This is a genomic window from Caulobacter sp. DWR2-3-1b2 (genome assembly GCF_049896345.1).
In the GTDB taxonomy this organism is placed as follows: domain Bacteria; phylum Pseudomonadota; class Alphaproteobacteria; order Caulobacterales; family Caulobacteraceae; genus Caulobacter.
The window spans coordinates 76,478-98,207 of sequence record NZ_JAFCUC010000005.1 but is presented as its reverse complement, the minus strand read 5'-3'; the positions used below and the strand labels follow the sequence as shown (position 1 = coordinate 98,207).

Sequence of the window (21,730 nt, the reverse complement as noted above, 5' to 3'; positions counted from 1 at the left end):
GCGCTCTACTTCTTGAACTTCGCGAAGGGCGTGGGGATGGCCGTGGCGCTGGCCTTGGCCAGCAGACGGCCTTGGGGATCGTAGAGCTCGCCCTCGGTAAAGCAGACGGTCTTGCCCCACTTAACCACCCAGCCGACGCCCCGCAGCGGGCCGGGAATGGCAGGTCGCAGGAAGCTGGTCTTCATCTCCAGCGTCGGGACCACGCAGGTCATGCCCGAGGCGATCATGCCCGCCACCGACATGCATTCGTCCAGCATGGCGCTGACATAGCCGCCCTGCACCTGGCCCATCGGGTTGCCCACGGCCTCGATCGACGGCTCGAAGGCGATCTCGACGCGCCGTTCGGCCTGGTTCACCGACACCATGCGAAAGCCCAGCGTGCGGGCGCTGCCCGGCACGGTCTTGGCGGCATGGAATCGCGCCAGGATCGCCTCGTCCGTCAGGGCCTGCGGGGTGTCCGAAACCACCTCGTTTGGGGCGATGTCGCTCACGCGCGACTACTTCTTGCGGAACTGGTCGAGGGAGATGATCTTCGGCGCGTCCTCGCCGCCCTCGGATGGCCCAGTGGTTTCGGGCTCTGGGTCCGGCTCAGGCGCCTGCGGCACGATCTCGGGCGCCTCGAACTGCAAGGCAAATTGCACCGATGGATCGTAGAACCGCGTCACGGCTGCGTAGGGCACCGACAAACGCTTGGGCTGGCCGCCGAACTTCAGGGTGACCGAGAAGAAGGTCTCGCCCGGCGCCAGGTCCCAGTACTGGTGCTGCAGGATGATGGTCATCTCATCGGGATACTTGCCGAGAAGGTCCTGCGGCCCCGACACGCCGGCCGCCTGGGTCTTGAAGGTGATGTACAGATGATGGGGCTCGGGCAGGCCGCCGGGCGCGGCGGCCTTGCGCAGGGCGGCCTTGACCACGCCACGCAGTGCGTCCTGGGCCATCGCCTCGTATTGCATCAGGTCTTCAGGCGGATTGGTCTGGGCCATGCGGTCCATCGAAAAGCAAGAACTGGAAACGAAGCGCGGAGAGTAGCGTGTCGCGGTGGCGGGGAGAAGGTGGGGGCGCGCCGTTTTTATTCCCTCCCCGCTTTGGGGAGGTAAAGCGCCGCGTTCTGGTGGAAAGTGGAGGGATTCTGTTGGCAGGCTCCCTCCGGGCCCCGCCTAGGGATCTGAACCCCTAGGACTTAAGAGGCGAGATCACCCGCACCGCATTACGCGGCGATGGCGAACTCTTCAGCGAAGTTATCGTTCGCATTTAGAAAAATGGCCCGAAACGGTGAGCCACGCCGAGAGAAAGCATACACCTTTACACGTCTGTCGATGCTGATCGGCCCCATGCAGTCCCGCGATAACTCGGGAAAGAGTTGGTGGAGCCGCCGGGAATCGCACCCGGGTCCAGTCCGCTTATTACGTGCGCGTTTATCCCCATAGTCCGAGCGAACCCGGACAAACTCAATATAGGGGGTGCGATCGGCCGAGGGAAGTCCGACGTTGGTTTCGAGCCGGAAATCGACCGACATCGCGCGGGCGAGGCGGCGGCTCCAAGCTAAGACGGCCCTCTGTAAGGCGGCCAATCAGCAGGCCGCCGCCATCCTCGAACAGGCGCACGTCGTCGCCTTCCATCTCGTAATGGCCGGTGAACACGACCTCGCCGTCGTGGCGTTCTTCGAACCGGCCGTCCATGCGCAGTTCCAGGGCGACGCCATCGGCGCTGGCCCACACACCGGACACCCAGCGCGCGATCTTGGGATAGTATTTCATGAAGACCTCGGGGGCAGGCGGCTTCGCCACGACCAGACAAGGACGGTGACGACGCCGACCTCGCCAATGTGACTTATGCCGACCGATGTTCGATAGACCGATGCTCCGCCTTGATTGCACGATCCTGCACATCATCTCCCGAAGGCGTGACGCATGTTCGTGGCTTGGCTAGGAGAGTGGGCGTTGCGGAAAGGAATTTCTCATGGCCGAACAGGGCGAACTCGCCGCGTTGATTGAACGATACGCCCCGCAAGACGGTTCGTATGAGGTCTGCGGCCCGCGTTGCGCGGTGGTGCGGACCAGCCAGCCGAGCGAACCGGTGCATGGGGTGTTCGGCGCCGCCGTCTGCGTGGTGGCCCAAGGAACCAAGCAGGTGATCAGTGGCGGCCAAACCCTGATCTATGACGCCCTGCGCTATGTCGTGGTGTCGGTCGACCTGCCAGTGATCGGCCAAGTGATCGAGGCGACACCTGAGACGCCCTATCTTTGTTTCCGCATGGAACTGGATCCCGAGGTGATCGGCGATCTGCTGCTGCAGACGGGCGCCGAGGCGGCCCTGGCCCATGACGGCGGTCCCCTGATCGGGGCCATGGCGGTCAGCGAGGTCAATCCGCCGCTGCTGGACGCGGTGATGCGAATGGTGCGGTTGATGGAGACCCCGCGCGACGCCGCCGTGCTAGCGCCGCTGATCGAGCGCGAGATCCTCTATCGCATCTTGCTGGGCGACCAGGGGCCACGCTTGGCCCAGATTACCCGGGCCAATGGCCGCATGCGTCAGGTCCGCCGGGCGATTGGCTGGATCAAGCAACACTTCGACGAGCCGTTCCGCATCGAGGATCTGGCCGCCGAGGCCCGCATGAGTCCTTCGGCCCTACATCGCCATTTCAAGGCGGTCACCGCCCTCAGCCCCCTTCAGTACCAGAAGCAGATTCGCCTGCAGGAGGCGCGCAAGCTGATCCTGGTGCAGCGCCTGGACGCGGGGTCGGCCGGCCATGCCGTGGGCTACGATAGCGCCTCGCAGTTCAGCCGCGAATACGCCAGGCTGTTCGGCGCGCCGCCTCTGCGTGACGTCGCCCGCCTGCGGGGCCGTCCAGACATGCTGGTCGAGACCTAAGTCCGGCGCGTCCTGGGGCGGCCCGCCCGATCGCCTAGAGATTTCGCCTATTCCAAGACTCGCCCAACAGAGACAAGCTCGCCGCGCCTGCCTTCGAGGTGCAGATGGGCGCGGGTGAGGGAGGCGGTCAAATGTCAAAACTCGTTGCCGAGTTCGTCGGCACGTTTGCTCTGGTCTTGTTTGGCTGCGGCGCGGTGGTGTTGGGCGGCGATCATGTCGGACAACTGGGCATAGCCTTGGCGTTCGGGTTCGCGATCATCGCCATGGCCCATGGCCTATGGCATCGGCCCGGTGTCCGGCTGTCACGTCAATCCAGCTGTCAGCCTGGCGGCCTTCGTCGCCAATCGCATCAGCGCCAAGGAGATGGTGCTCTATTGGGCCGCTCAGTTTGTCGGCGCGACGGCGGGGGCGGCGGTTTTGCTGGCCATCGCGGGCGGCACGGCCCACGGCCTGGGCCAGAATGGTTGGGGTCCTGGCTACGGCGGCGCGCTCCCAGTGCAGGCGGCCTTCCTGTTCGAGGTTGTGATGACCGCGCTCTTTGTCATCGTCATCCTGGGGTCGACCGGCACCGACGCCGCGCCCGGCTTCGTGGGCCTGGGGATCGGCATCGCCCTCGCGGTAATCCACATCGTTGGCATTCAGGTGACCGGCGTCTCGGTCAATCCGGCCCGTAGCTTCGGCCCTGCCATCTCTATGGGCGGACAGGCCCTGGCCCAGTTGTGGCTGTTCTTCGTGGCGCCGGCGATCGGGGCGGTGCTGGGCGCGCTGCTCTACCGCTTCAATGTGCTGAAGGTGGGTTGAGGCGCGCCCAGGGCGTCCTCCCTAGAGCATTTCCCGACCTGACTGCGTCAGGCCGTGAGCTCTAATCATTTGTTTTAACGCATTTTTCTTCACGCGAACCGGAACCACTTCGCTCGAAAAATTCTCCAGTGCGGCAGGTCGGACCAGTTGACCGCGATGAACTGCTTGTCCTGGCCGAAGATGGTGATCTTCTCGCCCTTGTCGTCGCTGATCGCGTCGAAGACATAGCGCGCGCCGTCGCGTCGGACGTTCCACAAGACGTTTCCGGCGCTGTCGTAGGTGACCAGGGCGAAGGACGTCCGGTTGTCATTGAAGCTGTAGATCCAGGTCTTGTAGCCACCGTAGTAGATCACCGGACAGGTCTTGCTCGCCGGAGAGCCGTCGTCGGGCGCCGTCGTGCACGCGGCGTTCAAACCGGCGGGGATGGGCGGATGCTCCGCGATCGGGTCGTACTTGATCTACGGCGTGTGAGGCGTGGCCTGGGCCATCGACGCCGCGCCGATCACGGCGCCAACGCTCGCCGCGGCCAGCATGGATTTCAGGATGACGGTCTTCAACATGGCTTTCCCTCCCGAGGTTATTGCCAAGCCTGATAACGCCGTTAACCATCAATTCCAATTTACGAGTGTGTCCACGGCGACGGGCGCGCATAGGAAGTTGTCAGTTCGCGCCCCTTGTCGGGGATACTTGTGACACCGCGTCCAATCCAAATCCGTCGTCTAGCGGCAAAGGGACCGCCGGGGGTTGGGTCCGGCTGCTTTCGCCCTTCAGTCGGCCGCCCGAGGCGATCAGAGCGTCATAGGCTCGTTGCTGGCGCGAGAAATCGCCGCCGCGCGCGAACATGACGTCGAACCTGGAGTCGTGGCCGGTAGCCGCCGACAGCGCCGCCGTGAGAACAGGCGCGATGGATCCCACCTCAGTGTCGTCGCAGGCCCTGCGCAGATGCCGCGCCTGACCGGGAACCAGCAGGGTGACGTCCCAGGAAATACCGTCAAGGCACACCGGCGCGATGGCTCCGCCGCCGTAGTCGACGATTACCGAACGCGGCTGGCTCCACAGCGGAGCGCCGACCAGCGCCTTGAGCGCAGCGATCTGCTGCGGCGCCAGTTCGGCGTCGATGTCGACTCGGCGGCTGATCTCGGGGGTGCAACAGCCCAGCCCGGCCCGGGCTTGAACGAACGCGCGACCATCGCGGCGGACGGTGACCCGAACGATGGCCTGGCGCACGCCCAAGGCGGGGCGGGCCCAGACCTCGAGGATCAGTTCGCCGCGCTTGATCAACTGGGCTTGCAGGGGCTGCAGGCCCCACAGGCGGTAGAGCAGGGGATCGACGCCATTGTCGATTGGCACGAGCTTTTCGTTACGCGCCAGCCGGCGATTTTGCAGCGGATCCTGTTCGGACGGGACCCTGGGAATTTCCGGCGCCCACCAGACGGCGGGATCGGTCGGCAAAACCGTTTGAGGCGCGGGTTGCTGACCAGCGAGGGCGAACCCCGCCAGAAGACCGGCCAATAGCGTCGCGCCCGTCATGACTACATTCCTTCAACGCCCCGCTCGATGGAAAGCACGCCCGTACGGGACAGTTCCACCAATCCCAGCGGCCGCATCAGATCGAGGAACTTGTCGATCTTCGATGGCGCGCCGCTGATCTCGAACACGAAGCTCTCCAGTGTGGTGTCCACGGGCTTGGCGCGGAAGATCTCGGCGATGCGCAGGGCCTCGACCCGATCGACGCCCGAGCCGCGCACCTTGACCAGGGCCAACTCACGTTCGACGCCGTTCGGGTCGCGGGTCACGTCATGCACGCGCCGGACATTGACCACCTTGTTGAGCTGGGCCTCGATCTGGTCCAGCACCTGGCGCGTGCCACGGGTGACCACGGTGATGCGGCTGGTATGGGCCTTGTGATCGGTCTCGGCCACCGTCAGGCTCTCGATGTTGTAGCCCCGCGCGGCGAACAGCCCGACCACCCGGTGGAGCACGCCCGGCTCATTGTCGACGAGCAGGGCGAAGGTCGCGGTCAGCTCTAGTTGGGCCGCGCCGGGCATGTCATAGGCGGAGGCGGGTTGGCTGGTTGTGCTCATGATAGGTCTTCCAAGCGAATCTTGATGGCGGGGCGGGTCTCGCGGACCGCGGCCGAGTGGCGCCGGCTCGATCCGACTTCTTTTTGTAGCAGGGATACGAACTCGCGGCGGGCGTCTCGCAACGGCTGTTGCAAGAGGCCTTTCCGCTCAAGGCCGGCCTCCGGGATCAGATGGGCGACGTCATAGCCGACGATCACCTGGTCGAGGATGACCACCCGCGAACCCCGATAGGCTGCGGGCTTGTCTCCGCGCTGCTGGCCTCTGGTTTGGACATTGGGAAAGAACATCCGGCCCTGATCGACCAGGCTGGAAAGCCGTGCGGCAATGGCCAGGCGTTCGCGATCGAACCCGACGCCCGGCCATAGGCTGGCGGGATTGGCGCAGAGCGTTTCCAACTCGGCCATGGCGTCCATCACCTTCGAGCCCCAGGCCAGGAGTTCGTCGTCCCGCTCATCCGACCGCTCGCGCGCCGCCAGCAGCCATTGGAACAGGCTGAACGCCCCCGCCACGAGGGCGAACACGACGGGCGCGGCGGCCAGGGCGATCTGAAGCGGCGGCATGAGGTCTCCGGGAAGTTCGCCGGCAAGCTACAGCAGAGCGGCCGGCAAGAAAGGTGGCGCTCTAGACCAACCCAGCCCCCGCCGCCCCGATCACATTCCCGATGTCCTCGACGTCGCCCATGATCATCTCGTTGTGGGCCTTGCCCGAGGGGATCATCGGCAGGCAGTTCTCGTGCTTCTCGACGCGGCAGTCGAAGACCACGACCTTGTCGCTGTTGATCATCTGCAGGATCTTCTCATCCAGCTCGGCCGGATCACTGCAGCGGATGCCGACCGCGCCATAGGCCTCGGCCAGCTTCACGAAGTCGGGCAGGCTGTCGGAATAGGAGTGGCTGTAGCGCTCGCCGTGCAGCAGTTGCTGCCACTGGCGGACCATGCCCATCCACTCGTTATTGAGGATGAAGATCTTGACCGGCAGGTTGAACTGGATCGCCGTCGACAGCTCCTGGATACACATCTGGATCGAGGCCTCGCCGGCGATGTCGATGACCAGGCTGCCAGGATGGGCCAGTTGCACGCCGATGGCGGCGGGCAGGCCGTAGCCCATGGTGCCGAGGCCCCCGGAGGTCATCCAGCGATTGGGCTCCTCGAAGCGGAAGAACTGCGCGGCCCACATCTGATGCTGACCAACTTCCGTCGTGATGTAGACGTCCTTGTCGCGGGTCAGGGCGTACAGCCGCTCGACCGCGTATTGCGGTTTGATCACCGTTTCCGAGCCGCGATAGTTCAGGCACTGGCGGGCGCGCCAGGTGTCGATCTGGGCCCACCAGTCGCTCAGGGCTGCCTTGTTGGCTTGGTGGCCGGCCGCCTTCCAGGCGGTGATCAGGTCATCGAGGATGCTGCCGGCGTCGCCGATGATCGGCAGGTCGATGCGGACGTTCTTGTTGATCGAAGAGGCGTCGATATCGATGTGGATCTTCTTGCTGCCCGGCGAGAAGGCGTCGAGGCGCCCCGTGACCCGGTCGTCGAAGCGCGCGCCGACGCAGATCATCACGTCGCAGTCGTGCATCGCGTTGTTGGCCTCGAACGTGCCGTGCATGCCCAGCATGCCCAGCCAGGCGGGGTCCGCCGCCGGGAAGGCGCCCAGGCCCATCAGGGTCGACGTGACCGGCGCGCCGGTCATGGCCTGGAACTGCCGCAGGGCCTCGCTGGCCTTGGGACCCGCGTTGATGACGCCGCCGCCCGTATAGAAGATTGGCCGGCGCGCCTGGGCGATCAGCTTTGCGGCCTCGGCGATGCGGTTTTGGTCACCCTTGGTGCGCGGATTGTAGGCGTGGGTCGAAGACACCTCGGTCGGGCCATAATATTCACCCTGGGCGAACTGCACGTCCTTGGGGATGTCGATCAGCACGGGGCCGGGCCGGCCGGTGGTGGCGATCTCGAACGCCTCGTGGATGATCCGCGGCAGGTCGCGGACGTCTTTCACCAGGTAGTTGTGCTTGGTGCAGGAGCGGGTCATGCCGACGGTGTCGGCTTCCTGGAACGCGTCGGTGCCGATCAGGTGCGTCGGGACCTGGCCGGTGATGATGACCATTGGGATGGAGTCCATCAGGGCGTCCATGATGCCGGTGATGGCGTTGGTCGCGCCCGGCCCCGAGGTGACCAGGACAACGCCAGGCTTGCCTGAGCTGCGGGCATAGCCTTCGGCGGCGTGGGTCGCGCCTTGCTCGTGGCGCACCAAAATATGCTGCAGGCGCGGCTCGTGGAAAAGCGCGTCATAGATCGGCAGGACCGCCCCGCCCGGATAGCCGAACAAAACCTCGACACCCTGGTCTACCAGGCCGCGAACCACGATCTCGGCGCCGGTCATGGCGCGATCATTTTGGGGCTGGGCGGGAGCCTGGCTCTCGATGGTCTGGTGGGCGGTCATGGCGGTGTCCGGGGGCTTGGAAGCTTGGCTTGGAGCAGAGCAGAAAAGAAAAAAGGTCCCGAAGGACCTTTTGTACGCGCGACCGATCTATCAGCGTGACTTCTAGGTCACGCCGCGAACGGCCGCTCCATAAGTACGATCATGGTGTTGCGCACGAGTGTTGCTCCAAATGGATGATCGGGGAATGCCATGCTCGCGCGAGGGCGTCAAGGCGCACTTTGACGCAAGAAACGACCCGTGGCTGACGCGCCACAGGCTTCACCGGGCCAATTTTAGCCCAAGGTTTTCAGCAGCAGGGCAAGAGCTTGCTCGGCGAAGCGCTGCATATTGGTCGCGCGGTCATCCAGACCGGTCTCGATGGTAAGACTGACCTCCTGCTCGCCGCCGACCACGGCCACACAGCTGTGACCGGCCAGATCGCCATAGCGATTGCCGTCCGGCCCAGCCGCCCCGGTTTCCGACAGGCCCCAGGTGGCCTTGAGGTTCTTGCCCACGACCCGCGCCAGTAGCACGGCATAGGGCTCGCTGGCCGAGCGAAGCCCGTCCATGGCCTTCTGCGGGATGTCCAGCAGGGTCAGGCGGGCGCGGGCCGTGTAGACCACGGCCCCGCCCACATAGAACTTCGATGCGCCAGGTACGGCCAACAGGGCGGCCGAAATCAGGCCGCCGGTCGAGGACTCGGCCACGGCGAGCGTCTCGCCCCGTTCGGTGAGGCGGGCGGCCACGGCAGCGGCGAGGCGGGCGAGTTCGGTCATGGGGAAGATCCTTGTTTCGGGGAACTTGCCCCCACCTGGCGACTTCGTCGCCGTTCCGCCCCCATAGGGGGCGGAGCTTAAACGCCTGAGCTCTTTCCCCTATGGGGGAGGAGGGTCGCGCAGCGACCCGGAGGGGGCGAGTGCGTCAACCCTCTCCCAGTCCGGCGTCTGGTTCCGGAACCAGGTCATCTGCCGCTTGGCGTAGCGGCGCGTCTCCTGGCGGGCGTCGTCCAGCGCGGCGTCCAAGCTGATCTCGCCCCGCAGGTACGCCGCCAATTGCCTGTAGCCCACGGCCTTCAGCGCCGGGAGAGCGGGATCGAGGCCCCGAGCCTCCATCGCCGCCACCTCGTCCAGGGCGCCGTTCTCTACCATCAGACCTAACCGCGCGTCGCAGCGATCGTAGAGTTCGGCGCGCGGCGGATCGAGCACCATGCCTTTCCAACTCCCCTCGGCCAGGGTCGGGCGGGTGTCGGTCTGCCAAGCGGTCAGGGACTTGCCGGTGGCTATGGCCACGGCGTGGGCGCGCAGCAGGCGCTGGCGGTCGCCGACCTCGATGCGGGTCTCGGCGGCGGGGTCGAGTTCGGCGAGGATGTCGCGAAACTCCGGCTCGCCCAGGGCGGCGTACAGCAGGGCCGAGACCTCGCGCTGGGTCTCGGACACCGGCGGCACGTCGGCCAGGCCGTGGGTCAGGGCCTTGAGGTAAAGCCCCGTGCCGCCGACCACGATCGCGGGCCGGCCGCGCGCGGCGATCTCGGCCAGGGCGGCCGAGGCGGCCTTCAACCAGCGCGCTACCGACCAGCCGTTGGCCGCATCGACGACGCCGAACAGGTGATGCGGCGCCTGAGCCAGCTCCTCACCCGTGGGACCGGCCGTCAGCACCGGCATGCCGGCATAGATTTGCATGGAGTCGGCGTTGACGAGTTCAGCGCCGGTCTCGCGGGCCAACTTCAGGGCCAGGGCGGACTTGCCGCTGGCGGTGGCTCCGGCGAGCAGGGTAATAGGCGGGGAAGCGCTCATGGCGCGACCCTTCTCCGGCGATGCGGTCGGGTCAAGGCAAGCCGTGTCCCAGGGTCGCGACGAACAGCGCGAAGGTCGCGGTCGCCAGCCAGATCCACGGCCAGCTGCGACGCAGCGGCGGCGAGGCCAAGGCCGTCCGTCTCGCCACTCCACCGGCGATGAACCACAGCGGCAGCGAGGCCAGGGCGATTTCCTGCGCCGCTTCCTTGAAGGCCTCGGCCCGGCCAGCGCCCTTGAACGCCAGCACGGCCACGATCGCGACGAGCGCGCCCGTCAGCCAGATCGTGCGCAGGCGCTTCGCCGGCCGGCCCGCGCGGCGCCAGGCGGGCGACGACGAACACGGCGCCCGTGTAGAGACCAAGGCCGGCGGCGATCATGATGGGACGCCACACCGCCGCCGGGGTCGCCAGGGCGTCGCGGGCCCAGAAGGCGAAGTCGCCCTGGCCCGTCAAGCCGCACAGCAGCAAATACCCCGCGCCCCAGAAGGCGCTGAAGGCCAGCAGCGCCGTCAGGAACAGCTTGGAGGCCTGGCCCGCGCCGCGCCAGACCAGCAGTCCGGCCAGGGCGACCAACGCCATGCCCAGATTGCCCAGCGGACCCGCCAGATCGACGATTGGCGCGCCGCCTTGGCAATGGAAGAAGACGTTGGACAGCAGAGCGACCCGGCCCCCGACCGCCAGACAGGCGCCCCCGTGACCGACCGCTTCATGGGCCGTGGCGGCCAGGCAGGCCGCGGCGACTCCAATGGCGGCGAGGGTGGCGGTGTCGTCCCTGGCGCTGGAGGCTGGCGTCGCGGTCATCGGCCTTCCCTCTATGGAATGTCCTTCGCTTACCACCAATCGTTGGCCGGTGAAGGTTGATCTCGCCGCCGCAGCAGTCTACGCCCCGCGCCATGGTCCAGATCGCCGTCTTCGTCAGCCCCGACGCCGCCGCTCTGGCGCGCGCCGTTGCCGCCTTTGGTCGGGGCTCGCCAGAGGTTCTCGGCCCCGGCGCCGTCGAGATCGCCGTTGAGGGCGACCTGCCGGCCCTGCACCGCGCGGCGGCCGACGCGGTCCTTGGCCTGCCCGTGGACGTCGCGGTCACGCCTGCCGATAACCGCCGCAAGCGCCTGCTGATCGCCGACATGGACTCGACCATCATCGGCTGCGAATGCCTGGACGAGTTGGCCGACTTTGCGGGCTTGAAAGCCCAGGTCTCGGAGATCACCGAGCGGGCCATGCGCGGCGAGCTGTTGTTCGAAGGTGCGTTGCGTGAGCGGGTCGGCATGCTCAAAGGCCTGTCGGTCGACGCGCTGCAGTCCTGCTACGACGGCCGTGTGCGCCTCAACGCCGGGGCGCGGACCCTAGTCGCCACGATGGCCGCCAACGGCGCACGCTGCGCCCTGGTCTCGGGCGGTTTCACCTTCTTCACCAGCCGCGTTGCGCAGGCGGCGGGCTTCCACCTGAATCGCGCCAACACGTTGATCCAAGCAGGCGGCCTGCTGACGGGCGCGGTCGGTGAGCCGATCCTCGGCAAGGAGGCCAAGCTGGCGGCCTTGCGGGAAGAGACCGCCGCCCTGGGCCTGACTCCGGCCGACGCCCTGGCCGTGGGCGATGGGGCGAACGACCTGGCGATGATCGAGGCGGCCGGCCTGGGTGTCGCCTACCGCGCCAAGCCGATCGTCGCCGCCCAGGCCCATGCAAAGATCGACCACGCCGACCTGACGGCGCTGCTCTACTTCCAGGGCTATAGGGCCTCGGAGTTCGTTTCTTGACCTTCCCGCGTCGCGTCCAGGCGGTGGTCTTCGACATGGACGGCCTGTTGCTCGACACCGAGACGGTCTACCAGGCCGCGATGATCGAGGCGGGCCAAGCGTTCGGCATCGATTTCTCGGCGGCGACCTATCAGTCGATGGTCGGCAAGACCAACCCGGAGTGCGCGCGGATGCTCCGCGATCTTTACGGCCCGGACTTCCCGGTCGAGGCCTATTTCAAGCGCACCTGGGGCGACGTCGAGATCCTGCTCGAGGCCGAGGTGCGGTTGAAGACCGGGGTGATGGAGATCCTCGACTATCTGGACGCCCTGGGCCTGCCGCGCGCCATCGCCACCTCCAACAGTCGCGAATCAGTGGAGCGCTATCTGGGGCGCTTTGACCTGGTGAAGCGCTTCCACGCGGTGGTCGCCAACGCCGACGTCCAGCGCCACAAGCCGCATCCGGATCCCTACCTGGAGGCCGCGCGGCGATTGGGCGTGGACCCGACCCTGTGCCTGGCGCTCGAGGACTCGCACCCGGGCGTGCGGGCGGCGCACGCGGCGGGGATGATGACGATCATGGTGCCTGACATCCTCGATCCGAACGACGAGATGCATGACAAGTGCGTGCACGTGGCCGAAAGCCTGCACGTGGTGCTGGAGCTGTTGAAGGCGACAGCCTAAGCCGTCAGCGCCTCGTCGCCAGCCACGACTTCCGCACTCCAATCCGCCAGAAATTCCACCAGGGCCTCCAATCCCATCGGCTTGGCGATGTGATACCCCTGGGCCAGGTCGCAGCCCATCACTTGTAGCATGGCCAAGGCCTCGCGGCTCTCGACGCCCTCGGCGGTGACTTTCAGGCCCAGGCTGTGGGCGAGGTCGATGGTGGACTTCACCAGCAGGGCGTCCTTGCCGTCCTTTTCCAGCGACAGCACGAAGGCCTTGTCGATCTTCAGTTCGTCGGCGCTGATCTGCTTGAGATAAGCGAGGGACGACAGGCCCGAGCCGTAGTCATCTATCGAGACGGCGATGCCGGCGGCGCTCAGCTTGTCGAGCACGCCCAGCGCAACGTCGGGATTGCCGATCACGGCGGTCTCGGTGATCTCGAAGCAGAACCGTGCGCCGGCGGCCGCGACCTTCTCGATAGCGCGATTGGCGAATTCGGAATCGTCGATCAGGCGACCGGAGATGTTGATCGACATCAAAACATCGTGGCCGACCTCGCGCAGGGCCTTTTGATCGAGGATGGCCTGGTCGAGCACGCATTCGGTCAGGGCGCGGATATGGCCGGTTTCCTCGGCCATGCCGACGAACAGGTCGGGGCGCAGCAGGCCGCGCGTCGGGTGGTTCCAGCGCACCAGGGCCTCGACGCCGGTGATCGCGCCGCTGCGCAGGTCGAGTTTCGGCTGGTGATTGAGGAAGAGCGCGCCGGTCGTCACACCCTGAAGCATTTCGCTCATCAGGGAGAGGTTGCCGGCCGGGTCGCCATAGGCCACGGCGTCGAAGACCGCCACCTTGCGGCCGCTGGTCCGGGCTTGGTCCAGGGCGATCATCGCGTGCTCAATCAAGCGCAGGGCGTCCATCTCGCCGGCTTGGGCGCCGGCCAGGCCGTTGCTCATGTGCACATCGACCAGCTCGCCGCCCAGGCGCACGGGGGCCGACAGATCGGCCAGCGCGCGCGTGACCATGGGAAGGGCGGTCTGCACGTCGGTAACGTCGGAAATCACGCAAAGGGTCGAGGTGGTGAGGCGCGCCACCATCACGGCAGGATGCAGCGCGCGGACGCGCGCCCCGACTTCGGTCACCAGTTGAGTGAACAAGGCGTAGCCGATGGCTCCGCGCAATAGAGTGAAGCGGTCCAGGCCCAAGGCGCCGACCACCACCTGCTGGCCGGGCTTGAGGCGGGCCATGCGGGCCTCGATCTCGCGTTCGGCCGCCAGGCGGTTGGGCAGGCCGGTCTCGGCGTCGTGCAGGGCTAGCTCGGTGATCCGGTGCTCGCGCTCGCGAATCTCGGCGGCCATCAGGTTGAAGCTGTCCGACAGGCGGCCGATCTCGTCGCTGGAGCGCACGTCCACATGAACGTCCTCGCCCCGTTGCAAACGCCGGGCGGCGTCGTCCAGGGCGATGATCGGCTTGGCGATGTCGCGCGACAGGGCCCAGCTGGCGGCGACCACCAGGGCCGCGCTGATCAGACCGGCGATGATCACCGCAGCCATCAAGGGGCGGTAGGGCGCCATGGCCAGGGCCATGGGATAGCGCAGCACCAAGGCGGCCGGGGTCTGGCCATCCAGGGTCTTCAGCCGCTTGACCAGCACCAGGTTGTCGCCGGTCGCGGTGCGCAGGCGATGGGGCGAGGCGATCGTCTGGCCCATTTCCCTGGCGACGAAAGCGCTCATCGCGTTGCTGTCGGCGGTCTTGTCGGTGGTCACCCAGGTCTCGCCCCGGCGGTCGAACACCTGGGCCTCCAAGCGAATGGCCGACAGCCGTTCCAGGGCGGTCATCTCGCGATCGTCGAGGCGGGCGCCGAACACGAGCCACCCGGTGAGGGTGGGCGACATGACGGGGGCCGAGATCAGCTGGTAGGGCGCGCCGTCAACCACGAACACGCCTTGGGCGCCGTCTTCATGGTCCAGGGCGCTCCACAGTTTCTCGATGTCGACCTTGCTCGGGTCGGTCCCGACGACGACGCCATCAACTCCGACCATGAAGGCCAGGTCCAGGCCCATGCGGGCGCGCAGGTTGGTCACCGCCGACTGCACCGTCGGCACGTCCTGGGTCGCTACGGCGGCGCGGAAGCCGAAGTCGCGCGACAGCAATTCCGCGCCATCGTGAAGGCGCTGGGTCCGCAAGGCCCAGACGCTGTCGAACACCGTACCGGTCGAGGCCAGCTCCTTGCGGACCTGCGACTGGGCGTTGCCGGCGATGGTCAGATAGACGCTCACCGCCACCAGGCTCAGGGCCAGAGCGAACAGTCCCGCATAGAGCACGGTCAGCTTGGTCTGGAGGCGGTTGAACATGCCTGGGCTCAGTGTCCCGTTGCGCGCAGTTCGAGGGTGACGGTCTCGCGCGCCACGCCGCGAACGGCGCTCGTGGTCAGCGTCTTCTCGTTCTTCGGCGCGCGCAGATAGGGGTGCCAGACCTTGGCCACGACCGGCCCGTCCGGGATCCCATGGACCACCGCATTGCCGTTGGCGTCGCTCTTGGCGGCGTAGGCGGTGTCGACCACCTTGATAAAGCCGACCATCTGGTCGTGGATGTTGCAGCCGATAGCGGCCACGCCAACCGCGGGCAGCTTGACGTTGCGGTTCTCTTCGCGGCCGTAGAGCTTCAGCTCGAACTTGTTGCCGGCCGAGAACGAATAGACGTGGTGGCGCACCTTGTCGAAGTTGGGGAACGACACCTCGGCTCCCGCCGGCACGATCAGCACGAACGGATTGAACTGGATGTTCTGCTGCGCGACCCGGTAGGGCCAGTCGAACTTGATCGGACCCTTGGTCGGCTGGCCGTTCGGATAGACAGTGACAACGGCATCCGGAATGGGCTTGCCGTCAGCCCCGCGCACCGAAACCGTCAGGTCGGCGGCTTGAGCGGAGCCCGCGAACATTGCAACCAAAAATAGTACGGGTGCGAATTTCATGGCTCTGCTTAGCGCGGCCGCCGTGAAATCCCGGTTAACACCCGGTGGCCACCTCTCGGCAAGCACATGCGACAACTTGTCATGGTCAAGGTTCTGTAAAGTCTTGTCAGGGATGCTCTCGCGTGAATTTGGCGACGTCATTCGAACGACGTGACGCTAACGGCCAAAGGGGGCGTCATGCGATCGACACTGTTGGGACTGGCTGTCGCCATTGTGGCGCTTGGCCTTGGCGTCGGCGCGGCTGGCGCCGAGGAGATGGAGCCGGGCGGCAAGCTGCTGCTCACCGGCGGCGTCAGCGCCTTGGAAGGCGGCGCGGGCGGCGGGTTATCGACCTGGGCCCTGATCGGCGGCAACGAGACCTCGCGCGGTGTCGGCGGTAGTGTGCACGCCACCTATGTCAACGTGCCCGACTACGAGCTGCGCTCGGTCGGCGGGGCCGTCGGCCTGTTCGATCGGATCGAGCTGTCGATCGCCCGGCAGGAGTTCGACACCGGCGAGACCGGGGCCAAGTTGGGCCTGGGCAAGGGCTTCACCTTCAAGCAAGACATCATCGGCGTGAAGGTCCGCCTGGTTGGCGACGTGGTCTATGACCAGGACACCTGGCTGCCGCAGATCGCCGTCGGTGTTCAGGCCAAGCAAAACAATCAGGGCGCCATCATCCACGCCATTGGCGGCAAGGACGATGACGGGGTCGACTACTATGTCGCGGCGACCAAGCTGCTGCTGAATTACAGCCTGGTGTTGAACGGCACGGCGCGGCTGACCAAGGCCAACCAGACCGGCCTGCTGGGCTTCGGCGGCGACAGGAACGACAGCTACAAAACTCAGTTCGAGGGCTCGGCCGGCTATCTGGTCAGCAAGCGCCTGCTGGTCGGGGCCGAGTATCGCACCAAGCCCGACAATCTCGGGTTCGCCAAGGAAAACGACTGGGCCGACGTGTTCGTGGCCTATGCGTTCAGCAAGACCCTATCGTTGACGGCGGCCTATGCCGATCTCGGCTCGATTGCCACCTTCAAGAACCAGCGTGGCCTCTATGTCTCGCTGCAGGCCGGCTTTTAGGGATCACATGACCATGCGTCTCATCGCCCTGGCCGCGACGGCCTTTTCGCTCACGCTCTCCAACGCGGCGCTCGCCCAGACCGTCCCGCCCGGCGAGATAGCGGTGGATCCTTACATCCAGTCCAACGCCAACGCCGGCGCGACGCCGATGAAGGACGCCAGCGTCTTCAAGGCGTTCCACGGCAAGGAGGGACTGGTGCGGATCACCAGCGACCTAGTTGATCGCAACCTGGCCGATCCGCGCATCAAGGACGTCTTCGCCACGGCCGACATCGTCCGCCTGAAGCGCACCCTGGCCGAGCAGTTCTGCTACATCCTTGATGGAGGGTGCGACTACACCGGCAAGGACATGAGCGCCTCGCACAAGGACCAGGGCATCACGCCGCGCGACTTCAACGCCCTGGTCGAGAACCTGCAATGGGCGATGGACAAGGAACGCGTGCCCTTCGCTGCCCAGAACAAGCTCCTGGCCAAGCTGGCCCCGATGAGCCGGCAGGCGATCGAGCGGCGGTAGTTTCCTTCTCCCGCAAGGGGAGAAGGAAGGATCTACCCAGCCGGGCCCTTCGCGAAATATTTGAAGAACGCGCTGTCGGGAGACAGCACCAGCGTCGTGTCGCCCTTGCCCAGGGCCGCCTCATAGGCCTGCATAGAGCGGTAGAACGAGGCGAAGCCGGGGTCGCGGCCGAAGCTGGCGGCGAACATCTGGGCGCGCCGGGCGTCGGCGTCGCCACGGATTTTTTCGGCCTCCTCATAGGCGGTCGCGACGATCTCGCGGCGGCGCTGCTCGCCGATGGCGCGCAACTGGGCGGCCTCCTGCTTGCGGGCCGTCTGCATGCGCTCGAACACCGCCTGTTCGTTGGCCGGCGGCAGGTCGGCGCGCTTGATGCGCACGTCGATGATCTGCACGCCGAGATCGGAGGCGGCGACCTGGCGGGCGACCTTGGCGCGGATGGCGGCCATGATCTGCGCCCGCTTGCCTGCGATGACGTCTTCCGAGTTCGAGCGGCCGACCTCCTCGCGCAGGGCGGCGTTGATGATGCTCTCCAGGCGGTCGGTGGCGACGCTTTCCTGGCCGAGGGTGCGGTAGAACTGGCGCGGGTCGGTGATGCGGTAGCGGACGAAGGCGTTGACCACCAGCCGCTCCTGGTCGGCGGCTGTGACCTCTTCCTCGTTGGCGTTGAGGTCGATATTGCGCTTGTCGAACCGCAGCACCGTCTCGAAGGGGCTCTTCATGTGCAGGCCGGGCGTCAGCACCGTGCGCACGGGATCGCCGAAGCGGATCACCAGGGCCTGTTGCCGCTGATCGACCTGGAACAGGACGAAATTGGCCAGGATCAGCGCGGATAAGGCGGCGACGCCAGCGAAGATGGTCGTACCGTTGAGGCGGTTCATCGGACGGCTCCCTCGGCGGCGTTGGCATTGGGCGCGGACGTCCGGGGGCGGAAGGTCTCGGACGGCAGGATCACGGGGGCGTTGGCGCCCTTGCTGTCGATGATCACCTTGTTGGAGTTGGCCAGCACCCGCTGCATGGTCTCGATATAGAGTCGTTCGCGGGTCACGGCCGGCGCCAGCTTGTACTGCTCGTACACCTGGTTGAAGCGCGCCGCGTCGCCCGAGGCTTCGCGCACCACCTGTTCGCGATAGCCGAGCGCCGCCTGGGTAATCTGCGCCGCCTCACCGCCAGCGTTGTTGGCGGCCGACTGGGCGTTCTGGGCGGCGCGCTGGACGTCGCGATAGGCTTCCAGCACCGGGCCGGGCGTCGTGGCGGTCTGGATGTTGACGTTCTGGATCGAGACGCCGATGTCGTAGCGGTCCAGGATTTGCTGCATCAGCCGCTTGGTCTCGTCCTGCACCCGGCCGCGACCGGTGGTGAGGATCGGGGTGAGGGCGGTCTTGCCGACCACTTCGCGCATGGCGCTTTCGGCGACGTCCTTGATCAGGCCATCAGGCTCGCGGACGTTGAAGGTGTATCTCGCCGCGTCCATGACCCGCCACTGCACCGTGAAGCTGAGATCGACGATATTCTCGTCACCGGTCAGCATCAGGCGCTCGTCCGGCACCGGCGCCGCAGCCGTACCGCCGACGTCGAGGGCCTGGGTGGTGGTGAACGGCACCAGTTCCGCTTGCTCGAAAGGGAAGGGCAGGTGGTAGCGCAGGCCGGGGCCGGCGGTGCGGGTATAGGCGCCGAAGGTGGTGATCACCGCCTGCTCCTTGGGCTGCACGACATAGCAGCCTGACAGCGCCCAGAGGCTGGCGACGGCCGCGACCGAGACCACGATGGCGCGCGACCGGCCTGGGCCGTTGAAGGTCTGGCGCAGGCGCTCCGAGACGCGATCGACGATGGCGTTGACGTCGAAAGGCGCGGGTGGGCCGCCGGGGCCCTTGGGACCGCCGCCGGGGCGTGGTCCTTCGATCTTGGGCTTGTCGCCGTCCTTCTTGCCGTCGTTAGGCGGCGGGGATCCCCAGGGACCGGGGCCTGCATTGTCGTTCCAGGGCATGGGCGGCGTCGACTTCCCGTCACTACTTGGGCGGGGTTGTAAAGCTAGCCCCGCACGCGGATATGAGAGCCCTCGCACCACAAGGCAAGACAAACACGTGACCGCAGTGCTTCCCGCCACCCTCGATGACGCCCGCGCGGCGCTGGATCGGGTCGTCGATCCGGTGTCCGGCGAGGGCTTGGTGGCCGCCGGTCTGGTGCAGGGACTGGTGTTACGCGCAGGCCGGGCGGGTTTTATGCTGGAGGTCCCGGCCTCGCAGGCAGCGACCTATGGCCCAGTGCGCGAGGCGGCAGAAAAGATCCTGGCGGCCCTGGCCGGTGTTGAGGTGGCCCAAGTGGTTCTGACGGCCCAGGCCGCCGAAGGCGCGACCCGGGTGCGCAAGGGCGCTTCGGTCAGAGAGGACAAGCAGGCGCGTCTTGTCCCGCCGCCGGAGGCCGAGAAGCCCGTCCATGTGAAGCACGTGATCGCCGTGGCGTCTGGCAAGGGCGGGGTGGGCAAGTCCACTGTCGCCACCAACCTGGCCTGCGCCTTCGCGGCCCAGGGCCTGAGGGTCGGCCTGCTTGACGCCGACGTCTATGGCCCCTCGGCCCCCCGAATGATGGGCGTGGACGGCGAGCCCAGCTTCGAGGACGGCAAGCTGCAGCCTCTGGTCGCCCATGGGATCAGGCTGATGTCGATCGGCTTCCTGGTCGATGAGGGCAAGGCGATGATCTGGCGCGGGCCGATGGCCTCGTCGGCGGTGCGTCAGATGATTCACGACGTGGCCTGGGGCAGCGAAGCCGCGCCGCTGGACGTGCTGGTTGTCGACCTGCCGCCCGGCACCGGCGACATCCAGCTGACCCTGGTGCAGAAGCTGCGGATCGACGGTGTGGTGCTGGTGACGACCCCGCAGGAGATCGCCCTGATCGACGTTCGCCGGGCGGCGGTGATGTTTGGCAAGACGGCGACCCCGATCCTGGGCTTGATCGAGAACATGGCCTTCTTCGCCGATCCGACGACCGGCGCCCCGATCCCGATCTTCGGAACGGGAGGTGGCGTGGCCGAGGCAAAGACGCTGGACGTCGCGTTGCTGGCTCAGATTCCGATCGAGATCGCCGTCCGCGAGGCCGGCGACGCCGGGACGCCGGTGGTGTTGCGTGCGCCCGGCAGCGCGGCGGCCAGGGCGTTCACCGAGGCGGCGCGGGCATTGTGGACCACTGTCGGGCAGGGCTGATCTCCACGTCCCCCTATGGTGGAGGCGGCCGAAGGCCGGTGGGGGGAGTGTTGGGGCGTCACATTATCTGCCGATAGCTCCCCCCTCCGTCGGCTTCGCCGACACCTCCCCCCCCGAGAGGGAGGACTTAGAAAAACGGCCGCCCGGGTTGCTCCGGGCGGCCGCGTTCTAGCCAATCAGGCCAAGCTTAGAAGCTGTAGCGCAAACCGGTCGAGATGACCGCCGCCGAACCGCCGACGTCGCCCCTGAGGTTCAAGGTCGTCGCCGCCGCAGTGCCGGCGAAGATCGTTTCGGTGCGGTTGATCTTGGTGTCTTCGAAGGTGATGTACGACAGGGCCGCATCCCACTTGATGGACGGGGTCGCTTGCCAGGTGGCGCCGGTTGCATAGACCATCCGGTCGCCGTCCGGTACGCGGGCGGTGCGGCCCAGGTCCGGGGTCGGGGTCGGGTCGTACTGCACGCCGGCCCGCAGGGTCAGCTTCGGCGAAGCCTGGTAGTCGACGCCGACCGCCACCGTGGTGGTGTCCTTGTAGTTCTGGGCGCTGACATTGCCGCCGCCCGGATAGCTGACGACGATCTTGTCGAACTCGCTCCAGCCGATGCGCGACACCGACAGGTTCAGGGTCGTCTTGTCGTTTACCGCCCAGCGGGCGCCGACATTGGCCATCCACGGCGTGGTGATCGTGGCCTTACCGTCGGTGTTGACATTGGCGCCGGCCAGCGGACCCACCAAGCCCGAGACCACGACGTGGCCATCCAGCTTGTGATCGATCTTCGAGCGATACGACGCGCCGAAGGTCAGGGCCGGCGAGGCGTGGAACTGGGCGCCGACGTTCCAGCCGTAATCCCAATTGCCATCACCCTTCAGCGATGACGAGCCATCGGCCAGCAGGGGCGACAGGTTCGGCAGCGCCGAGGTCAGTTCGGCGTCGGTATATTGCGCCGAAACACCCATGCCGAGGTCGAGCATGTCATTGAGGCGATAAGCCACCGCACCATTGACGTCGATCGTGGTCAGGCTGGACTTCAGGGCGTCGTAGCGGGTCCAACTGCGGGTGTTGTAGTCGGTGGTGAAGTTGTAGGGCGCGGCCGCGGTCAGGCCGACGGCCAGCTTGTCGGTGATGCGGAAGGCCGCGGCGAAGTTGGGCACGACGCCGTTGTTGATCGGGCCAGGCGAACGCGGCTCGCCGCCGACCGGGGTGGTCAGGCCGCCGGGGATCACGGGACGGGTCAGGGTCGAGCCGCTGTCATTGACGTCGGAATCGACTTGGATCAGGTGCAGACCGCCATAGATCTCGCTCTGTTCGAGACCGGCGATGGCGGCGGGGTTCCACCAGAGGCTGGCGGCGCCGCGGTCGGCGACCTCGCCCGAATAGGCGCGACCGGCGCCACGCACCGATTGTTCCTGGAGATAGAATGCCGAAGCCGAGGCCTGGGAGGCGACAACCATGGCGGCAAGGGCCACGCCGGCGGCGAGGCAAGTACGCGAGAGAGACATGAGACGACCTTCTGGGGAGGAAGAGCCGGCGTCCTTGGATGGCGCCGATTGGCGTCGCTCTAACGCATTTAGTCAAAAACCGTTGCTATTTATTCCTGTAACAATGAATTTTGTGCCCTGCGTTCAAAGAACGCCT

Annotated in this window: 25 protein-coding genes and 1 other RNA gene; 7 read left to right on the top strand and 19 right to left on the bottom strand. The window is 66.5% G+C overall.

The genetic code is table 11. From position 1 onward, the window contains the following. Positions 1-5: 5 nt before the first annotated feature. The 4 genes from ACP694_RS14385 to ACP694_RS14370 all read right to left on the bottom strand — a co-directional run bounded on the left by ACP694_RS14385 (position 6) and on the right by ACP694_RS14370 (position 1,757). Positions 6-491: a PaaI family thioesterase gene (locus tag ACP694_RS14385; protein ID WP_426013441.1), complete on the bottom strand. Its 486-nt coding sequence runs from the start codon at positions 489-491 to the stop codon at positions 6-8. A gap of 6 nt (positions 492-497) precedes the next feature. Continuing rightward, positions 498-983, bottom strand: a complete 486-nt coding sequence (locus tag ACP694_RS14380; RefSeq protein WP_426013439.1) for an SspB family protein — start codon at positions 981-983, stop codon at positions 498-500. A 134-nt stretch (positions 984-1,117) separates the two neighbouring features. Further along, positions 1,118-1,483, bottom strand: a transfer-messenger RNA (tmRNA) gene (gene ssrA, locus ACP694_RS14375). Continuing rightward, positions 1,449-1,757: an Atu4866 domain-containing protein gene (locus tag ACP694_RS14370; protein ID WP_426013437.1), complete on the bottom strand. Its 309-nt coding sequence runs from the start codon at positions 1,755-1,757 to the stop codon at positions 1,449-1,451. The genes ssrA and ACP694_RS14370 overlap by 35 nt, the downstream gene beginning before the upstream one ends. A 202-nt stretch (positions 1,758-1,959) precedes the next feature. Here ACP694_RS14370 and ACP694_RS14365 point away from each other — a divergent pair, with 202 nt between their 5' ends. Beyond that, entirely contained in the window at positions 1,960-2,871 is a 912-nt protein-coding gene (locus ACP694_RS14365) for an AraC family transcriptional regulator N-terminal domain-containing protein (protein WP_426013436.1), read from the top strand. Positions 2,872-3,005: 134 nt separating this feature from the next. Here ACP694_RS14365 and ACP694_RS14360 read toward each other — a convergent pair whose 3' ends face one another. Next, positions 3,006-3,143, bottom strand: coding sequence for a hypothetical protein (locus ACP694_RS14360; RefSeq protein ID WP_426013434.1), 138 nt, complete (start codon positions 3,141-3,143; stop codon positions 3,006-3,008). Between ACP694_RS14360 and ACP694_RS14355 the strand changes: the two genes are divergently transcribed. Continuing rightward, positions 3,142-3,672 carry an aquaporin gene (locus ACP694_RS14355; RefSeq protein ID WP_426013432.1) on the top strand — a complete coding sequence of 177 codons (531 nt, stop codon included), beginning with the start codon at positions 3,142-3,144 and terminating at the stop codon, positions 3,670-3,672. The two genes, ACP694_RS14360 and ACP694_RS14355, sit on opposite strands and share 2 nt — an antisense overlap. An 89-nt stretch (positions 3,673-3,761) precedes the next feature. Here the strand turns inward: ACP694_RS14355 and ACP694_RS14350 are convergent, their stop codons facing one another. From ACP694_RS14350 to ACP694_RS14310, 9 genes are all read right to left on the bottom strand, one after another. Continuing rightward, entirely contained in the window at positions 3,762-4,025 is a 264-nt protein-coding gene (locus tag ACP694_RS14350; RefSeq protein ID WP_426013431.1) for a hypothetical protein, read from the bottom strand. 307 nt (positions 4,026-4,332) lie between these two features. Beyond that, the gene (locus tag ACP694_RS14345; protein ID WP_426013429.1) at positions 4,333-5,202 is read right to left on the bottom strand and encodes a hypothetical protein; all 870 of its coding nucleotides are present in this window, start codon (positions 5,200-5,202) and stop codon (positions 4,333-4,335) included. Positions 5,203-5,204: 2 nt separating this feature from the next. Beyond that, on the bottom strand, positions 5,205-5,756 hold the full coding sequence (ilvN, locus tag ACP694_RS14340) for an acetolactate synthase small subunit (RefSeq protein WP_426013427.1): 552 nt from the start codon (positions 5,754-5,756) through the stop codon (positions 5,205-5,207). Beyond that, on the bottom strand, positions 5,753-6,316 hold the full coding sequence (locus ACP694_RS14335) for a hypothetical protein (RefSeq protein WP_426013425.1): 564 nt from the start codon (positions 6,314-6,316) through the stop codon (positions 5,753-5,755). The genes ilvN and ACP694_RS14335 overlap by 4 nt, the downstream gene beginning before the upstream one ends. 61 nt (positions 6,317-6,377) lie before the next feature. Next, positions 6,378-8,186 carry an acetolactate synthase 3 large subunit gene (locus ACP694_RS14330; protein ID WP_426013423.1) on the bottom strand — a complete coding sequence of 603 codons (1,809 nt, stop codon included), beginning with the start codon at positions 8,184-8,186 and terminating at the stop codon, positions 6,378-6,380. A gap of 107 nt (positions 8,187-8,293) precedes the next feature. Beyond that, positions 8,294-8,341 (bottom strand): hypothetical protein, encoded by a 48-nt coding sequence (locus tag ACP694_RS14325; protein WP_426013791.1) that lies wholly within the window; start codon positions 8,339-8,341, stop codon positions 8,294-8,296. Between the two features lie 117 nt (positions 8,342-8,458). Beyond that, positions 8,459-8,941, bottom strand: a complete 483-nt coding sequence (locus ACP694_RS14320) for a CinA family protein (protein WP_426013422.1) — start codon at positions 8,939-8,941, stop codon at positions 8,459-8,461. Positions 8,942-9,040: 99 nt separating this feature from the next. Then, positions 9,041-9,958: a tRNA (adenosine(37)-N6)-dimethylallyltransferase MiaA gene (gene miaA, locus ACP694_RS14315; protein ID WP_426013420.1), complete on the bottom strand. Its 918-nt coding sequence runs from the start codon at positions 9,956-9,958 to the stop codon at positions 9,041-9,043. Next, on the bottom strand, positions 9,955-10,758 hold the full coding sequence (locus tag ACP694_RS14310) for a hypothetical protein (RefSeq protein ID WP_426013418.1): 804 nt from the start codon (positions 10,756-10,758) through the stop codon (positions 9,955-9,957). Before ACP694_RS14310 ends, miaA begins: the two co-directional genes overlap by 4 nt. 92 nt (positions 10,759-10,850) lie before the next feature. Between ACP694_RS14310 and serB the strand changes: the two genes are divergently transcribed. Together serB and ACP694_RS14300 are read left to right on the top strand one after the other, a co-directional pair. Next, entirely contained in the window at positions 10,851-11,711 is an 861-nt protein-coding gene (serB, locus tag ACP694_RS14305) for a phosphoserine phosphatase SerB (protein ID WP_426013416.1), read from the top strand. Continuing rightward, on the top strand, positions 11,708-12,373 hold the full coding sequence (locus tag ACP694_RS14300; RefSeq protein ID WP_426013415.1) for an HAD family hydrolase: 666 nt from the start codon (positions 11,708-11,710) through the stop codon (positions 12,371-12,373). Before serB ends, ACP694_RS14300 begins: the two co-directional genes overlap by 4 nt. On the opposite strand, the gene ACP694_RS14295 is transcribed toward ACP694_RS14300, so the two are convergent. Both ACP694_RS14295 and ACP694_RS14290 read right to left on the bottom strand, forming a co-directional pair. After that, positions 12,370-14,706 carry a putative bifunctional diguanylate cyclase/phosphodiesterase gene (locus ACP694_RS14295; RefSeq protein ID WP_426013414.1) on the bottom strand — a complete coding sequence of 779 codons (2,337 nt, stop codon included), beginning with the start codon at positions 14,704-14,706 and terminating at the stop codon, positions 12,370-12,372. The two genes, ACP694_RS14300 and ACP694_RS14295, sit on opposite strands and share 4 nt — an antisense overlap. Before the next feature lie 8 nt (positions 14,707-14,714). Continuing rightward, entirely contained in the window at positions 14,715-15,326 is a 612-nt protein-coding gene (locus tag ACP694_RS14290) for a methylamine utilization protein (protein WP_426013412.1), read from the bottom strand. A 177-nt stretch (positions 15,327-15,503) separates the two neighbouring features. Between ACP694_RS14290 and ACP694_RS14285 the strand changes: the two genes are divergently transcribed. Together ACP694_RS14285 and ACP694_RS14280 are read left to right on the top strand one after the other, a co-directional pair. Beyond that, positions 15,504-16,385, top strand: a complete 882-nt coding sequence (locus ACP694_RS14285; RefSeq protein WP_426013410.1) for a DUF3034 family protein — start codon at positions 15,504-15,506, stop codon at positions 16,383-16,385. Positions 16,386-16,392: 7 nt separating this feature from the next. Further along, positions 16,393-16,899: a group I truncated hemoglobin gene (locus tag ACP694_RS14280; protein ID WP_426013408.1), complete on the top strand. Its 507-nt coding sequence runs from the start codon at positions 16,393-16,395 to the stop codon at positions 16,897-16,899. Positions 16,900-16,931: 32 nt separating this feature from the next. Here ACP694_RS14280 and hflC read toward each other — a convergent pair whose 3' ends face one another. Next, positions 16,932-17,777, bottom strand: a complete 846-nt coding sequence (gene hflC, locus ACP694_RS14275) for a protease modulator HflC (protein WP_426013407.1) — start codon at positions 17,775-17,777, stop codon at positions 16,932-16,934. Then, complete coding sequence (hflK, locus tag ACP694_RS14270) at positions 17,774-18,883, bottom strand: FtsH protease activity modulator HflK (RefSeq protein WP_426013405.1); 1,110 nt, start codon at positions 18,881-18,883, stop codon at positions 17,774-17,776. Before hflK ends, hflC begins: the two co-directional genes overlap by 4 nt. A 106-nt stretch (positions 18,884-18,989) precedes the next feature. Here hflK and ACP694_RS14265 point away from each other — a divergent pair, with 106 nt between their 5' ends. After that, entirely contained in the window at positions 18,990-20,096 is a 1,107-nt protein-coding gene (locus ACP694_RS14265) for an Mrp/NBP35 family ATP-binding protein (RefSeq protein WP_426013789.1), read from the top strand. Positions 20,097-20,283: 187 nt separating this feature from the next. On the opposite strand, the gene ACP694_RS14260 is transcribed toward ACP694_RS14265, so the two are convergent. After that, complete coding sequence (locus ACP694_RS14260; RefSeq protein WP_426013403.1) at positions 20,284-21,594, bottom strand: outer membrane protein transport protein; 1,311 nt, start codon at positions 21,592-21,594, stop codon at positions 20,284-20,286. Positions 21,595-21,730 lie beyond the last annotated feature (136 nt).

Coding starts and splice junctions, on each gene's coding strand:
- ACP694_RS14330 (WP_426013423.1), bottom strand. CDS start 8,186: ATGACCGCCCACCAGACCATCGAGAGCCAGGCTCCCGCCCAGCCCCAA.
- ACP694_RS14365 (WP_426013436.1), top strand. CDS start 1,960: ATGGCCGAACAGGGCGAACTCGCCGCGTTGATTGAACGATACGCCCCG.
- ACP694_RS14260 (WP_426013403.1), bottom strand. CDS start 21,594: ATGTCTCTCTCGCGTACTTGCCTCGCCGCCGGCGTGGCCCTTGCCGCC.
- ACP694_RS14335 (WP_426013425.1), bottom strand. CDS start 6,316: ATGCCGCCGCTTCAGATCGCCCTGGCCGCCGCGCCCGTCGTGTTCGCC.
- ACP694_RS14285 (WP_426013410.1), top strand. CDS start 15,504: ATGCGATCGACACTGTTGGGACTGGCTGTCGCCATTGTGGCGCTTGGC.
- ACP694_RS14320 (WP_426013422.1), bottom strand. CDS start 8,941: ATGACCGAACTCGCCCGCCTCGCCGCTGCCGTGGCCGCCCGCCTCACC.
- ACP694_RS14355 (WP_426013432.1), top strand. CDS start 3,142: ATGGCCTATGGCATCGGCCCGGTGTCCGGCTGTCACGTCAATCCAGCT.
- miaA (WP_426013420.1), bottom strand. CDS start 9,958: ATGAGCGCTTCCCCGCCTATTACCCTGCTCGCCGGAGCCACCGCCAGC.
- ACP694_RS14295 (WP_426013414.1), bottom strand. CDS start 14,706: ATGTTCAACCGCCTCCAGACCAAGCTGACCGTGCTCTATGCGGGACTG.
- hflC (WP_426013407.1), bottom strand. CDS start 17,777: ATGAACCGCCTCAACGGTACGACCATCTTCGCTGGCGTCGCCGCCTTA.
- ACP694_RS14360 (WP_426013434.1), bottom strand. CDS start 3,143: ATGGGCCATGGCGATGATCGCGAACCCGAACGCCAAGGCTATGCCCAG.
- ACP694_RS14380 (WP_426013439.1), bottom strand. CDS start 983: ATGGCCCAGACCAATCCGCCTGAAGACCTGATGCAATACGAGGCGATG.
- ACP694_RS14370 (WP_426013437.1), bottom strand. CDS start 1,757: ATGAAATACTATCCCAAGATCGCGCGCTGGGTGTCCGGTGTGTGGGCC.
- hflK (WP_426013405.1), bottom strand. CDS start 18,883: ATGCCCTGGAACGACAATGCAGGCCCCGGTCCCTGGGGATCCCCGCCG.
- ACP694_RS14290 (WP_426013412.1), bottom strand. CDS start 15,326: ATGAAATTCGCACCCGTACTATTTTTGGTTGCAATGTTCGCGGGCTCC.
- ilvN (WP_426013427.1), bottom strand. CDS start 5,756: ATGAGCACAACCAGCCAACCCGCCTCCGCCTATGACATGCCCGGCGCG.
- serB (WP_426013416.1), top strand. CDS start 10,851: ATGGTCCAGATCGCCGTCTTCGTCAGCCCCGACGCCGCCGCTCTGGCG.
- ACP694_RS14345 (WP_426013429.1), bottom strand. CDS start 5,202: ATGACGGGCGCGACGCTATTGGCCGGTCTTCTGGCGGGGTTCGCCCTC.
- ACP694_RS14310 (WP_426013418.1), bottom strand. CDS start 10,758: ATGACCGCGACGCCAGCCTCCAGCGCCAGGGACGACACCGCCACCCTC.
- ACP694_RS14280 (WP_426013408.1), top strand. CDS start 16,393: ATGACCATGCGTCTCATCGCCCTGGCCGCGACGGCCTTTTCGCTCACG.